This is a genomic window from Brevibacterium sp. CFH 10365 (assembly GCF_009299785.1).
Classification (GTDB): Bacteria; Actinomycetota; Actinomycetes; order Actinomycetales; family Brevibacteriaceae; genus Brevibacterium; species Brevibacterium limosum.
In genome coordinates this window covers 159,254-173,884 of sequence record NZ_VIGO01000003.1, presented here as the reverse complement: position 1 = coordinate 173,884, position 14,631 = coordinate 159,254, and the positions used below count along the sequence as shown (strand labels likewise).

At 65.3% G+C, this 14,631-nt stretch carries 12 protein-coding genes; 10 read left to right on the top strand and 2 right to left on the bottom strand.

Annotated elements, in window-relative coordinates:
• Positions 1-63 precede the first annotated feature (63 nt).
• From FHG09_RS06985 to FHG09_RS06965, 5 genes are all read left to right on the top strand, one after another.
• Positions 64-888 carry a siderophore-interacting protein gene (locus tag FHG09_RS06985; protein WP_152346937.1) on the top strand — a complete coding sequence of 275 codons (825 nt, stop codon included), beginning with the start codon at positions 64-66 and terminating at the stop codon, positions 886-888.
• Positions 889-968: 80 nt separating this feature from the next.
• Positions 969-1,535: an isochorismatase family protein gene (locus tag FHG09_RS06980; RefSeq protein ID WP_152346936.1), complete on the top strand. Its 567-nt coding sequence runs from the start codon at positions 969-971 to the stop codon at positions 1,533-1,535.
• Between the two features lie 140 nt (positions 1,536-1,675).
• Positions 1,676-3,964 carry an MMPL family transporter gene (locus FHG09_RS06975; protein ID WP_152346935.1) on the top strand — a complete coding sequence of 763 codons (2,289 nt, stop codon included), beginning with the start codon at positions 1,676-1,678 and terminating at the stop codon, positions 3,962-3,964.
• A 190-nt stretch (positions 3,965-4,154) separates the two neighbouring features.
• Complete coding sequence (locus tag FHG09_RS06970) at positions 4,155-5,585, top strand: sensor histidine kinase (protein ID WP_227492603.1); 1,431 nt, start codon at positions 4,155-4,157, stop codon at positions 5,583-5,585.
• Complete coding sequence (locus FHG09_RS06965; protein WP_152346934.1) at positions 5,582-6,202, top strand: response regulator; 621 nt, start codon at positions 5,582-5,584, stop codon at positions 6,200-6,202. The genes FHG09_RS06970 and FHG09_RS06965 overlap by 4 nt, the downstream gene beginning before the upstream one ends.
• Positions 6,203-6,267: 65 nt before the next feature.
• Here FHG09_RS06965 and FHG09_RS06960 read toward each other — a convergent pair whose 3' ends face one another.
• Positions 6,268-6,702: a VOC family protein gene (locus tag FHG09_RS06960; protein WP_152346933.1), complete on the bottom strand. Its 435-nt coding sequence runs from the start codon at positions 6,700-6,702 to the stop codon at positions 6,268-6,270.
• 724 nt (positions 6,703-7,426) lie between these two features.
• On the opposite strand from FHG09_RS06960, the gene FHG09_RS06955 reads away from it, so the two are divergent.
• The 5 genes from FHG09_RS06955 (at position 7,427) to gap (ending at position 13,897) form a co-directional block, all read left to right on the top strand.
• The gene (locus tag FHG09_RS06955) at positions 7,427-8,917 is read left to right on the top strand and encodes a PQQ-binding-like beta-propeller repeat protein (protein ID WP_152346932.1); all 1,491 of its coding nucleotides are present in this window, start codon (positions 7,427-7,429) and stop codon (positions 8,915-8,917) included.
• Positions 8,918-9,190: 273 nt separating this feature from the next.
• Entirely contained in the window at positions 9,191-11,059 is a 1,869-nt protein-coding gene (locus FHG09_RS06950) for a serine hydrolase domain-containing protein (protein ID WP_152346931.1), read from the top strand.
• Between the two features lie 159 nt (positions 11,060-11,218).
• Positions 11,219-11,587: a carboxymuconolactone decarboxylase family protein gene (locus tag FHG09_RS06945; RefSeq protein ID WP_227492602.1), complete on the top strand. Its 369-nt coding sequence runs from the start codon at positions 11,219-11,221 to the stop codon at positions 11,585-11,587.
• A gap of 45 nt (positions 11,588-11,632) precedes the next feature.
• Positions 11,633-12,691, top strand: coding sequence for a GlxA family transcriptional regulator (locus FHG09_RS06940; RefSeq protein ID WP_152346930.1), 1,059 nt, complete (start codon positions 11,633-11,635; stop codon positions 12,689-12,691).
• Positions 12,692-12,901: 210 nt separating this feature from the next.
• On the top strand, positions 12,902-13,897 hold the full coding sequence (gap, locus tag FHG09_RS06935) for a type I glyceraldehyde-3-phosphate dehydrogenase (RefSeq protein WP_152346929.1): 996 nt from the start codon (positions 12,902-12,904) through the stop codon (positions 13,895-13,897).
• Positions 13,898-14,077: 180 nt separating this feature from the next.
• On the opposite strand, the gene FHG09_RS06930 is transcribed toward gap, so the two are convergent.
• Complete coding sequence (locus FHG09_RS06930) at positions 14,078-14,395, bottom strand: XRE family transcriptional regulator (protein ID WP_152346928.1); 318 nt, start codon at positions 14,393-14,395, stop codon at positions 14,078-14,080.
• Positions 14,396-14,631 lie beyond the last annotated feature (236 nt).

Genomic DNA, 14,631 nt, shown 5'->3' with positions numbered 1-14,631 from the left:
CACACCCGTCGTCAAATGCTTAGGGTAGGCTAAGCAAAGACTTGCGAACGATGGGTGGAGCGAATGGTCAACTGGCAGCGCGGCGTGATGCGGCTGATGCGCATCACGAATCACGAAGTGGTCGTCACCGGGGTCAAGGACTTCACGCCGACCTACCGGCGGATCCATTTCTCCGGTCCCGAGCTGCTGACCCAGCTCGATGAGGTCTTCCCAACGCTGTGGACCCGTCTGTGGTTCCCGCATCCGGAGAAGGGTGAAGGCCACCTGAGCCAACGCGGCTACACCTTCTCGGCCGTCGACCTCGAAGCCGGGACGTTCAGCCTCGACTTCGTCCTCCACGGTGACCTCGGCGAAGCCGATTCGGCGGACCCGGCAGCCTCGTCAGACCCGGTCCGGGCGGAATCCAACGCCGACATCGGTCCCGCGGCCCGCTGGGCGGCGCATGTCCGCCCAGGTGACACCATCGAAGCCGCTCTTACCCCGGCCCGTCTCGACCTGCCCGACGACACCTCCCACCTACTCCTGGTGGGGGACCTCACCGCGCTCCCGGCCATCAATTCCTGGTGCGAAGCCGTCCCCGCCGACATTGCCATCACCGTGGCGATCACCGCCGACCCGGCCGAGGTGACAGGGCTCCCGCAGTCCGAGCACCCCAACGCGACATGGCACTGGGTGAATCACGCCGCGGCCCCGCAACATCGAACGGTTAGACCTGTGGCCGATCACCTGCGCGGACTCGACCTCGATACCGCCGGACTGTACGTCTGGGCGGCGGGGGAGAGCAGCATGGTCAAAGAGGTCCGTCGCTTCGCCAAGGGCGATCTGGGGCTGGGGCGTTCGCAGCAGTTCTCCCAGTTCTACTGGTTCGCCGACAAACCCACCGGCTGATCCGCGCCGACACGAATCGCTCTACCCTCCCGATCCGCCACACCCCTGGAATTCCGCGCAGAAGCGCCTATGCTCGAGACATGGCCAAGGCACTCCTCATCGTCGATGTCCAGAACGACTTCACCGAAGGCGGCGCGCTCGGCGTGACCGGAGGTGACGCTGTCGCTGAAGGCATCAGCGCCTACCTCTCCGCCCACGCCGGGGACTACGATGCCGTCATCGCCTCCCGCGACTGGCACGATGTCGACAATGACAACGGCGGCCACTTCAGCGACACCCCGGACTTCGTCGATTCCTGGCCCGTCCACTGCGTCGCAGACACCGACGGTGCGGCTTTCGACCCGCTGCTCGACACCGCTCCCATCACCCACGAGGTCCGCAAGGGCCAAGGCAAACCCGACTATTCGGCTTTCCAGGGAATCACGGAGACGGGGAGCCGCCTCGGCGAGCTGCTGGGCGATCTCACCATCACCGAGGCGGACGTCGTCGGCATCGCCACCGACCATTGCGTACGCGCCTCCGTCCTCGACGCAGTAGGCTCGGGGGTGCTGGTTCGTGTCTTCACCGACCTCGTCGCCGGAGTCGGCGAGGACTCATCGCGGGCCGCTTTGGCAGAGATGGAGTCCGCAGGCGCCGAACTGGTCTGAGGCCCGCGAAACTCGATCGCGGCCTCCATCGAGGAAGCGAACGTTATAGCTGGTCAGCGCGTTTTCTCCATCGAAAGTTGCAGATCGAATCCGAACTCACAGGCGATGTGTGTGACTCCTTAGATTGATGGACTGGAGTCATGAACTCACCACTGGCGAAAACCGCACATACGCTGACATCGAAGCGCGGTTCGTGGCTCGTCCTCGGCGGAATCGTCGTCCTCGTCGCTCTGATCTTCGGACTCCTGTCCGGGGCAGGGGAGGACAGGGCCAACGAAACCGCACCGGCCGACTCCGAATCCACTCAGGCACAGAAGATCCTCGACAGATTCCCCGAGGCGGACAAGCAGTCCGTCATGGTAGTGGCCTCGAACCAGGACGGATCCGAACTGTCCGCCGACGACCAGGCCGAACTGAAGACGCTCGGCGGTTCGCTCGGCGACTCCGTCGGTGACGAATCCACCGAAACCGTGACTGGGCCGATCCTCAGCGACGACAAGCAGGCCGCGCTGCTCATGGTGCCGATCACGGTGGGTCTGACGAATTCGGACACCGCCGAGACCGTCGACGAGCTGCGCACCGCCATCGCCGACGACCCGACCGCCTCCGGACTCACAGACGATGGTGTGTCCCTGCTGGTCACCGGCGGTCCCGCGATCGGCGCCGACATCGCCTCGGCGTTCAATGGCGCGGACTTCACCCTGCTCATCGTCACCATCGTCATCGTCGCACTCCTGCTCATAGTCACCTACCGCTCGCCGATCCTGTGGCTGCTGCCGCTCATCGTCATCGGCACCGCCGACGGACTCGCCTCAACCGTGACCGCGGCCGTCGGCGACTGGCTCGAACTGCAGTTCGACGCGGGCATCATCAGCGTCCTCGTCTTCGGCGCCGGCGCGAACTACGCACTGCTGTTCATCTCCCGCTACCGCGAGGAGCTGCGCCGCTTCGCCGACCACCGCGTCGCGCTCGCCGAGGCCTGGACGCATACCGCGACGACGATCCTCGCCTCGAACCTCACCGTCGTCCTGTCCCTGCTCAGCCTCGTCTTCGCGATCATCCCCGGCACCCGCGGCTTGGGCATCACCGCGGCCGTCGGCCTCCTCATCTCCGCAGCCGCCGTGCTGTTCGCCCTGCCGCCCGTGCTCGCGATCTGCGGCAAGAAGATGTTCTGGCCCTTCATCCCGACGCTCGAGCGGAGCTCGGAGGAGGAGCTCACCCTCGCCGAGGCGGCCAAGCCCTCGATCTGGCGCACCATCGCCACTCGCGTGGTCCGCCGACCCGGGCTCCACCTCGGTGCCGGAATCGTCATCCTCGGCGTCATGGCCACCGGCTTCATCGGCGCCTCGATCGGCCTCGACCAGACCGAGAAGTTCCGGGTCCAGTCCGAATCGGCGCAGGGCCTCGACGTGCTGGCCGACCACTTCCCGCCCGGCGAATCCCAGCCGATCTGGATCCTCGCCGACACCGACCACGCGGATGACGTCGTCGATTCGGTCAGTGATATGAATGGCGTCGTCCGCGCCTCGGCGATCGAGGACACCAACATCGACGGCACCTCGGTCACGAAGATCATGGTCACAGGCGTTTACGAACCCGACAGTGCGAAGGGCCTCGACCTCGTCGCGGACATCCGCAGCGACGTCCACGCCATCGACGGAGCGAACGCCCAGGTGGGCGGTGCCGCGGCTACGGAGCTCGACGCGCGCGACGGAAACCAGACGGACTTCTTCACGATCGTCCCGATGATCCTGGCGATCAGCTTCATCATCCTGCTCGGCATCCTCCGCGCCCCCATCGCGGCGTTCACCCTGCTGCTCGTCAACGTGGTGTCCTCGGCTGCGGCGATCGGCCTCGGCGCGTTCCTGTCGAGGACGATCTTCGGACAGTCCGCACTCGATGCGCAGGTGCCGATCCTCGCATTCCTCTTCCTCGTGGCGCTCGGCATCGACTACTCGATCTTCCTCGCCCACCGAGCGAAGAAGGAGGCCGTCCTCCACGGGGGACGTCAGGGCATGATCGAAGCCGTCGCCCACACCGGCGGTGTCATCACCAGCGCCGGCATCGTCCTGGCCGGAGTGTTCGCAGCCCTCGGTATGCTGCCGCTCATGGTGCTCGGCCAGCTCGGCCTCATCGTCGGAGTCGGCGTGCTCGTCGACACGATCATCGTGCGCACCGTCATCGTGCCCTCGATCTTCGGGCTCGTCGGCAATCGGATCTGGTGGCCGAACACGTCGATCACCCACTTCGGTCGGGGTGGCGCCGCGGCCGATGCCGGTTCGGTGAGCGCCGAACAGGCGGGTGATGCCGGCCGCGCAGCCGGTGCCGGTGAGTTCGACGGATCGGCTGTCGACTCGGAGCCGACACACCTGCTCGCCGAGAAGGAACACGCGATCAGCGGCTTCGACTCGCACCACGGCAGGCACTGAAACCGAATGCCGGGGCGGGGAGGCGTCGAGCCGCACCTCGAATGAGGAGCCCGCGCAAGGCCCGCCCGACACCACGGCCACGCCGGTGTTGAGACGCGAGGCTCGGGCGACGAGGAGACTCGTCCCCCGAGCCTCGCGCTTGTCATACCGCAGCAGCCCGGGATGTGGTTGAGTTGGCAGGGAGAGAATCGTGAGTTTGGAACAGCATCGCTTCGGCCACCTGGCCGCCGAGGCGGATCTGCAGGAAGGTGGCGGCGTGGGCGCGCGCAAGTGGACAGAGCGGACGATGGAGATCGGCCAGCACGCCATCGCGCTCGTCCTTACGATCATCTCCTGCCTGCGCGCCGTGACCACTGGGGCCCCGATGCTCGCCGCGATCACCGTGAGCGTGGTCTTCCTCGCCTGGTACGCCCTCGGCGCCGTCCGTGCCGCCCGCACCGGAGCGCTCGTGCTCGCGAAATGGTGGCTGATCGTCCTCGCCGCTGCCTGGCTGTGCACCCTGCTCGTCTCCGCCGAGTTCATCTGGGTCGCCTTCCTCCTCTGGCTGCTCGCCGGTCACCTCTTCTCCCTGCGCATCGCCATCGTCTTCACCGCACTCACCTACATCGCGACCATCGTCGCCCCGCTCGCCCACTACGGGCAGGTGCCGACGCCGAGCATCATCGGCTCCCTCATCGGCGCCGTCTTCGCCCTCGGGCTCTCCCGCGGCTACATCGAACTGCTGCGCGAGGGCCGCCGCAGGGAGGAGCTGCTGCGTTCTCTCGAACTGGCCCATCAGAACCTGCTCGACCTCCAGGACGAACTCGCCCTGACCCAGCGGCACGCCGGCGAGATCCAGGAACGCACCCGCGTCTCCCGCGATATCCACGACACGATCGCGCAGTCGATCTCGTCGATCCGTCTCATCGCCCACGCCGAGGCGGAACGCACCACCGATGATCACGCCGGTCAGGTGCTCGCCCAGGTCGAGGATCTCGCCGCGCAGAGTTCCCGGGACGTCCGGCGCATCATCGCCGCCCTCGCCCCGGCCGAACTCGAGGACGGGGCGCTGACCGCGGCCATCCGTCGGCTACTCGCCCGTCTCGAGGACGACAGTTCGATCCGCGGCAGCCTCGATGTCGACGAGACCCTGCCGACCCTGTCCGCCGAGGTGGAGGTGGCGCTGCTGCGGACCGCACAGTCGGCGCTGGCCAATGTCCGGCAGCACTCGCAGGCCACACGAGTGATGGTCAGCCTCATGGATCTCGACGGGGCGATCAGAATGGACATCGTCGACGACGGGGTCGGGATGGCCGATCCGCACAATCGGCAGCGGAATCCGGAATCGGGCTTCGGTCTCGACTTCATCGGCTCCAGAATGCGCGAACTCGGCGGTGAACTCGTCATCGAATCGAGTCAGGGAGCCGGCTTCGCGATCTCCGCCACCCTGCCCAGCCAATCACAGCTGCACACCCGGGGTGAGGGACTCGGCGGCGCCGTCGAGGGCACGAGGAACGGCAGTGAGAGCCGCCTCGGTGAAGGAGAGGGAACACGCACCGAGGTCACGGACGCGGATTCGGCGGGCAGCCTCGGCGAGGGCGAGGTCACGGGCGAGAACACCGACACCGGAGAAAAGGCATGAGCATTCGAGTCATACTCGTCGACGACCACCCGGTCGTGCGGGCCGGTCTGAAGTCCGTCATCGAGGCGCCGGACAATATCGCCGTCGTCGGTGAGGCCGGCAGCGGCGAGGAAGCGCTGACGATCGTCGACGAGCTCGACCCTGACGTCGTCCTCTGCGACCTGCGACTGGGGGAGGGGATCGACGGCATCGAAGTGACGAAGCGGCTGCGAGCGAAGCCGAATCCACCGGCGGTGCTCATTCTCACCACCTTCGATCTCGACTCGGAGATCATCGCCGCGATCAATTCCGGGGCCTCGGGGTACCTGCTCAAGGACATCGACCCGGGTGACATCTCGACGGCGATCGAGAAGGCGGCGAAGGGGGAGACCTATATGCCGCCGGAGATCTCGTCGAAGGTCTTCGCAGCGATGCGCAATCCCAGTCCGAAGCTGACTCGGCGGGAGCGCGATGTCGTGAAACTGCTGGCCACAGGGGCCTCGAACGTACAGATCGCCCAGGAGCTCTTCGTCACCGAGGCGACCGTGAAGAGCCACCTCGTCAACGTGTTCACGAAGCTCGGTGTGGATTCGCGGGCCCGCGCGATCCGCGTTGCGGAGGATCAAGGGCTGGTTTAGGGGCTGGGCGTTTCTTGCAGTCTCCGCCGAGAATCAGGTGAGTCTCGCACGCTTGCCGAGTTCGTTTATTCTTTTGCGAACCGAGTGAACTGCGCTTCATCGTTGACCGAGGTCCCTGGGTATTCGGCTTGTTGTCCGCTCGGAACCAAGTCTTGGTAGTAGCCGAGCTGATTGCCCCAGGGGTCTGCGAAGTCAACAAAGGCGACGACACCAGGCAGCTGTGTCGGTTCGGACCGCTCTATCCCGGAGGAGTCGAGAAACGACAATGTCTCGCCCAGATCGAGTACACGAAAGCGGACCCTATTGAGCAATGGGGGTGCTTGGTCTTTCCCCGACACCTGAAACCAGCATTCCTGGCCGGCGATTGGCGACCACTCGAAGAAGTCGTCGTGAGGCTCGAACTCCGGCTCGCGACCAAACAGCGAACTGTAGAACGATCGCGCTGCGGCGGTCTCGTCGGTCGGCACGTAGACCTGCAAAGTGATTCCCGTGGTCTTCAAGGTAGAAACTCCCGAATCATTTCTCATGGCTCAGCTCAGGTCGTTCGCTCATCGAGTGCGTCTCCGAACCAGGCTCGCGGAACGGCGTCCTCCAGCCTCGTCAGGTCAAGGTATCGGAGGATGATTCCTTCCCGGCGTGATGCGGCATAATTGCCGACCGGCACCTCTACTGGTGAAATGATCCAAGAGGCGGCGTCATCCTGGCTGATCGTCGCTACATCGTTGACCAGCAGTACCGGACCTGACCCTAGCGCCATTTCGGATGAGTCGTCTTCAACCATTACGCAGGCGCGGTCGTTGACTCCCAAAAGCGCAGTCCGCGGATCAGGCCGCCAATAGACGTTGAGCCCGCCCGCTACGTGGGCGGAAACTGCACCAGCTAGATCATCCGTGGGACCATGGTGAAAGCGTGCGCGAGAATCTTCATATCTCTGTCCTCATCATGCTGAACAGGGAATCGACGTTGACATCCCAGTTCTCAGGGTCATTGTACGTCGAAGCTATCTAGCCGGCTCCGTCTACAGCCGCCTGGCAACACCACGAACCTAGGTCATTAACGGATACTTCTGAGCGCAGAAAGTATCCGATAGCGACCCATTTTTGCTGGAGAAGTCCGCTGTCCGATGAGCGGGTGATGTCTGATCGGACTACCCATGGAGTGAGACGGAGGGATCGCCGCATATGATCGAGCTATGAATCGGGGTATGAGCAGGAGAAACGCATCATGAAGCGGATGTGGGCAGCGGTCGCAGCGGCGGGCTTGGTGGCATTGAGCGGCTGCAGTGACGGAGCCGGCGAGCCGGAGGGGACACCGTCGCCGACGACAACCCCGACCCTGGCCGAGCCGGTCGAGCTCGACTACTATGCCTCGGTGATCACCGACAACGGAGCGGACCTGGCGCTCGTCGGAGACTGGATGAGCCAGAAGCTGCGAGTCGTCGACGCCGAGGGCGACGAGAAGTGGAGCATCGACTCCAACACCAACGAAGACGACGGAGGTGGCACTGAAGCCTACTCGGCAGGCGAGAGCATCATCGTCCACGACTACTCGGGTACGACCACCGCCTACTCGTGGGCCGACGGTCAGGAAGTTTGGTCCTTCGACCTCCCCGGCAGCGCTGGCTCCTGTCGCCCGGCCCAATCCTTCGGATCACAGTCGACGAGCGGGGGCAGCCACCTCGGCGAGGGTGACCTCATCCTCCTCGAGAACATCTGGATGGACTCCGAGGAGAACTGTGAACCCTCAGCCGAAGGGGACATCGTCCTGTATGCGCTCGACCCGGAAACGGGGAAGGAAGCCTGGCCGGCACTGTCGGTCGGTGAGGACGGACGGACCTTCGGCGGTCGCCTCCTCGAACTGGCGCCAGACCGGAAAACCGGGATCATGTCCTGGATGGACGGCGATGAGTCGATGATCACGCGGATCTCCTTCGACAACGGCACGCACGGGTCGATCCCCATCACCGAGGCGCGCGAGATCAACGACGCCGGAGGCGACTACTTCACCGTGTACCCGACGGCCGATCCCAGCAGCCTGACCTACGTCTACGGATCCACGGAACCCGACGACCCGATGAGCTCAGCAGTGACGCGGACGGCGAAACTGAGCGTCCCCGCAGATCTGAAGGCATCCGACTCGGCCACGATGGCAGCCGCCGAACACTCCGCCGACGTGAGCATGGAAGACACCTTCGACGCCGTGTGCAGCACCGAACTGCGCTTCACGGCCGAAGGGAAGCCGGCGTGCCTGCAGACCCAGCTGTTCGCCTCGGCGGTGAAGTACCAAGGATCGGACGGCGCCGTCGACGGGTGGCATGCAGACGCTCCCGAGGCCGCAGTCGCTGTCATCGGCGGTCTCGGCGGTCCGCAGTGGGAGCCGGTCGACCACGGCGATCAGACACTCGTCGTCGTGCCGGCCCCACGGGACGGAATCGCCGCACTCGACGCGGCCACCGGCAAAACAGTGTGGACGACAGACGGGCCGAGGCTGAAAGAAGAAGGCGAAACGGGCCGCTGGGGCGGGCAGGGGATTCTGCCGGACCTCGGGCTGATCGTCGTCACCGACAACAAGAAGACGACGTTCTTCGACGCGAAGACGGGCAAACCGGTCAGCGACCATCCGGCCGGGGACTATTCCGACCAGAGCTCGAGCGGGCGTTTCGTCATCGCGACGAATGAGGACACGAGCACGATGTGGGCCGTCGTCGACACATGAGAGGTGTCAGGGAGGAGCTCGGGGCCCTGCCGCCTCGCCGGCCCGGATCCGCCCAGTTGTTCCGCCCAGATGTCAGGTGAATAACTGATTGGTAATGATCTGTATCATCGCACCTGGTGAGGACTTCAGAGCGCCCGCGCGATTCATACGATGTCGCCCGGATCGACCTGTTTCGACTACGGAGTTTCACCTCCTCCAGGTAGTCTGTTCCCTGCGCATCGGGACAGTCCCGCGCATTCGCAGAGACGTTCGGACCGAGACAGTGGAGGTGACATGGCAGGCGAGGACGAGTCGTTTCCGCCCCGCCCGGTGACCTCGCCGAACCGTCGTATCGGTGCGCTCTCCGGCAACACCAGAGGCATCGGCACCGGCTCGGATGTCGGTGCCGAACGACCTGAGAAGACTGCCCGTGGCAATGCTGAATCAGCCGCGGCAGAGACTGCCCCCGACGCGGCCGGCACAACGGGCTCTCGTGTGCCTGGCCCCTCTGCAGCAGCTGCGCCCGGCGAGCCCGGCATGCCCGACGAGCCCGGTACGCCCGACGGATCCGACAGTCCCGCCTCGGCGCCGGATATCACTCTCCCGCACGTCGGGGAGCTCGCATCGGCGAGCGAAGACGCCATCGTCGACCCCTCCGAAGCGGTGCTCGAGAGCATCGACCTCGACACCTGGAAGTGGTCGGAGTTCTTCGCCTTCGCGCTGACCCGGATGCAGGAGATCTTCCCGACCGGCGGCATCCCGCGGGGCATCGGACCGGTGCGCGAATTCGTCACCGAAGACAACGATTTCCGCCCCTTGGCCGTCGACCGTGAGAAATGGCCGGCGATCGACGAGGACTGGGCCACCGTCGGCGACGTGCTGGCCAATACCCATACAGACGCGTGGCTCGTCACCCGCAATGGGGTCGCCCTGGCCGAGGAATACGCGTGGCCGATGAAGCCGGCCCGCCAGCACATGCTCTTCTCCGTGAGCAAATCCATTGTCGCCACCGTCATCGGTGCCCTCGCCGACGCCGGACTGCTGCGCCCCACAGACCTCGTCACCACGCATGTCCCTGCCCTGGCGAAGAGCGGCTACGCGGGAGCGACCATCCGCGACCTGCTCGACATGCGCTCGGGCATCAAGTTCTCCGAGGAATACCTCGAGGATGGCTCAGAGATCCGAGCCCTGTTCGAAGCGGTCGATTTCGCGCCCCGGACAGCCACCTCGGCGAAGGGGATCAAGGACTTCCTCACCGGGCTGACCAGCGAACGCGACCACGGAACGGCGTTCGTCTACCGCAGCTGCGAAACCGATGTGCTCGCCTGGATCGCCGAGGCGGTCACCGGCCAGCCGTTCTCCATCGTCGCCAGCGAATACGTGTGGTCGCAGATCGGCGCCGCCCATGCCGCCCAGGTCTGCCAAGACCGGTGGGGCGGGTCGATCGCCGACGGTGCCATCAGCGCCACCCTGCGTGACCTCGCCCGCTTCGGCGAGATGATCGCCCGCGGCGGCACGACCTCGGGCGGCGAACGCGTGCTCTCGGCGGAATGGGTCGATGACATCTTCACCGGTGCCGAGGACTCCGCGAAGGTCTTCGCCGCATCCCCGTCGGGACGCTCGTATCCGGGCGGAATGTACCGCAGTCAGTTCTGGCTGCCCTCGGCCGACCGCGACGTAGTCATCGGCATCGGCATCCACGGGCAGATGCTCTACATCGACCGCGCCACGCAGACCGTCGGCATCAAGCTCTCGAGCGACCCCGAACCGGTGAGCCTCGCCGCCCAGCACGGCACTCTGGCCATGTTCGAGGCCATCGCCGAGGCGGTCCCGCCGATCCCGTCGGAACCCGCTTCCCCTGCACCCACCGAGGCGACTTCCCGAGAAGGTGCCCCCGTTGCTCCATCTGCCGTGCCGACTGCGGGACCCAACGAGCAGAGCTTCGGCACACCCGCAACTGAGACCGCCGAGGCGATGGCCGCCGAAGCCGGACCCGCGGCGCACGTCGAAACAGTGACAGTCGAACCTGCGGCGTCGGCCGAAGCACAAGTCGCTCCTGCCCCGGCGGCCCCGATCGTTCCGGAATCGCCGGCGGCGCCGCAACCACAGCCCGTTGCCCCGCCCGCCCCGGCGCCCCTCATCGGTCAGAACGCGCTCTACTGAGCCCGTGCCGCGAGTTTCTCCAGCGGGCAGATAAGATCTGCAGATCCGGCGCGAAACAGCGCGGATGATCGAGGCGGAGCCACCCAAGAGGACAAGCGGTGTCCTCATATGACGAAACCGGTGCGGCCGAGGAACGATATCGGTAGCGTGAGGATCGGAATGACACCGATCACAGGAGGCATCACGATGTCCGACTTCTTCGACCGCGAGAACGACGCGAAGTACGACAAGGCCTACAAAGAGACCACGCCCGACATCCTCAAGGCGTTCGGCGGATTCAACGACGCCGTCTTCGCCGCAGAAGGCCGCGAGATCCCGCTGAAGTACCGCGAGCTCATCGCCTACGCCGTCGGCCTGACCACCCAGTGCGCCTACTGCATCGACGCACACTCGAATGCCGCCGTCAAGGCCGGCGCCTCGGAGACCGAACTGGCCGAGACCGCCTGGACCGCCTCGGCGATCCGCGCCGGCGGAGCCTTCGTCCACGGTCGTCTGGGCTTCAAGTTCACCGGGGTCCACGAGCACTGAGTTCGCCCCGGGGTGAGTCCCGATTGCCTAGACTGAGAGGCGATCATGACTGACGAGCCCCGCACCCTTCCGCGCAGAACACCCCGTTCCCGCCCGCACCGTATCCTCGTGCTGGCGTTGGACGGGGTGTCTGCCATGGACCTCGGTGTCCCCGTCCAGGTCTTCGGCCGTGAGTCGAATGCCGCCACTGCCCGCACCCGAGCCGAGGTGCCGCCGGCGATCCAAGACCGGCCCACGGCAGTCCCCACCGGGATCTGGCCCTACGAGGTCGAGGTCTGCGGCATCACCGCAGGCAGGATCACCGGATCGGACGGGCTCGACTACTCCGTCGACCAGGGACTCGAGGCGCTGGAGACCGCGGACACAGTCATCCTGCCAGGTGCCACCTCGGCGGTGGCGGAAGAACCGCCCGCCTCGGTCGTCGGGGCCCTGCTCTCGGCCTTCGAACGCGGTACGCGGATCGCCGCGATCTCCACCGGCACCTTCGTCCTCGCGCGCACGGGACTGCTCGTGGGACGACGAGCCACCACACACTGGTCGACGGCGAAGGAACTCGCACGACGGTTCCCCTCGATCAAGGTCGACGAGAACGTCCTCTTCATCGACGAAGGACAGCTGCTGACCTCGGCCGGAGCAGCCTCGGCGATCGATCTGTGCCTCCACCTCATCCGCAGCGATCACGGAGTCGGCCTGTCCAACCAGGTCGCCCGGCGCCTCGTCGCCGCCGCCTACCGCAGCGCGGGCCAGGCGCAATACGTTCCGCGCAGCGTGCCCGACCCACTCGGCGAAGACTTCGCCGACACCCGCGAATGGGTGCTGCAGCACATCGGCGAGAAGATCACCCTGCGTGACCTCGCCGCCAACGCCGGAGTCTCCGTGCGCACCTTCTCCCGACGTTTCGTCGAAGACACCGGCTATACGCCCATGCAATGGGTGCTCAGAGCCCGAGTCGACCTCGCCAGGGAGCTCTTGGAGAACTCCGACCTGGGCATCGAACAGATCGCTGACCAGGTGGGACTCGGAACGGGTGCGAATCTGCGCATGCACTTCCAACGCATCCTCTCGACCTCCCCGAACGATTACCGTCACTCCTTCCAGGGCTGAGAAGACGCCCTTCCGCACCACATTTCCGGGCCTCCTTCGTTCCTTTTCGGCGACCCAGATCACAGTGGCGAGAAACTTTCGGCATCTGGCAATACAACTGGCGAGAACCTTGCGTAGATTGTCTGTCTGGCCACTGTTGCCGCGCGTGCAGATCGCCCATGATGGAGATATCAAGACGAATCCCGTGTTCAACGTGTACAAGGAGTGACATTGACTCGCATCGCCATCAATGGTTTCGGTCGCATCGGACGCAGCACCCTGCGGGCCCTGATCGAGCGCGGCAGCGAGCTCGAGGTCGTTGCCATCAACGACCTCGGCCCCGTCGACGATCTCGCTCGGCTGCTGAAGTTCGACACCACCCTCGGACGCTTCGACCACAGCGTCGAGGCCACCGAAGATTCCCTCGTCATCGACGGCAAGACCATCAAGGTCTTCGCGAAGAAGGATCCGGCCGAACTGCCCTGGCGCGAGCTCGACATCGACATCGCGCTCGAATCCACCGGACGCTTCACCAAGGCCGAAAAGGCCCGCGCCCACATCACCGCCGGCGCGAAGAAGGTCCTCGTCTCCGCTCCCTCGAAGGGTGCCGACGTCACCCTTGCCTTTGGCGTGAACAGCGAGGCCTACAAGCCCGAGCACACCGTGATCTCCAACGCCTCCTGCACGACGAACGCCTTGGCCCCGCTGGCCAAGGTCCTCGACGACCTCGCCGGAATCGAGCAGGGATTCATGACCACCGTCCACGCCTACACCGGTGACCAGATGGTCCAGGACGGTCCCCACAAGGATCCCCGCCGGTCCCGTGCCGCCGCCGAGAACATCATCCCGACCTCGACGGGTGCGGCCAAGGCCATCGGCCTCGTCCTCCCGCAGCTCGACGGCAAACTCAGCGGCGATGCCATCCGCGTGCCCGTCCCGGTCGGTTCGATCGTCGAGATCAACACGACCGTGTCCCGTGAGGTCACCCGCGACGAGGTGCTCGACGCCTATAAGAAGGCCGCCGACGGCGAACTCAAGGGCATCCTCGACTATGAGACCGAACCCGTGGTCTCGTCCGACATCGTCGGACAGGCCGCCTCGTCGATCTTCGACGCAGCCCTCACCCGCGTCGACGGCAAGCACGTCAAGGTCGTCGCCTGGTACGACAACGAGTGGGGCTTCTCCAACCGCGTCGTCGACAACCTCGAGTTCATCGGCAAGAACTGATCTTCACCGGCGATATCCGCCGGTGACTTCGAACGTCGCCGAGGTGGTTGCTCGGTGCCGACGGATGCACCTGTGGCCTCGAACCTGCATCGAGCAGGTTCGAGGCCACAGTCGTCTTGCCAGGATTTCGGAACGGGGATTCCCCGCGCCGAGGCGGCTGTCCGGTCGTCGCGAGTGTGTTCAGACGTCATCGGCGCCGGGGGTGCCGCCTTCGTCCTCCCAGCGTTCGATCGCCCGGACCTTGGCGCGGCTGAACTTCAGGCGAATGCCGTAGCCGCCCTCTTTGCCGTCGGGAATGAACCGTGCGCCGTACTGCTCGAGCGCGAGAACGAGTCGACGCTCCTGTTCGGCGGTGAGGTCGGTGATCCCCTTCTCATAGTCCTTGAGTTCGGACTTCTCGATCTCGGCCTTGTCCGCCACATGCTTGGCCGCGACCTGGCAGAGTGCCCGCGTCGCGCGCACCAGGGGTCCGTCGATGATGATCTCTTCTGTGCTCATGGCTCCACAATGCCAGAGGCCATCATGACTGCCAAGGCTGGGGTTGCCTGCAGCTCCCACTTCGGTGTCCGCAGCGAGGCGGGATCGGTGGGTGCGCTGTATTTCGAGATTTTCTGTTGTCGCAGGTGAACTCATAAATTACTGATATTCGATTCTGTGGCGAGCAGGCTATGTCAGTGCCTTCGTCTAATGTTCGTCTCATGCTTCCGCCATCGGAGTCGGAAGCGGCGCGTCGC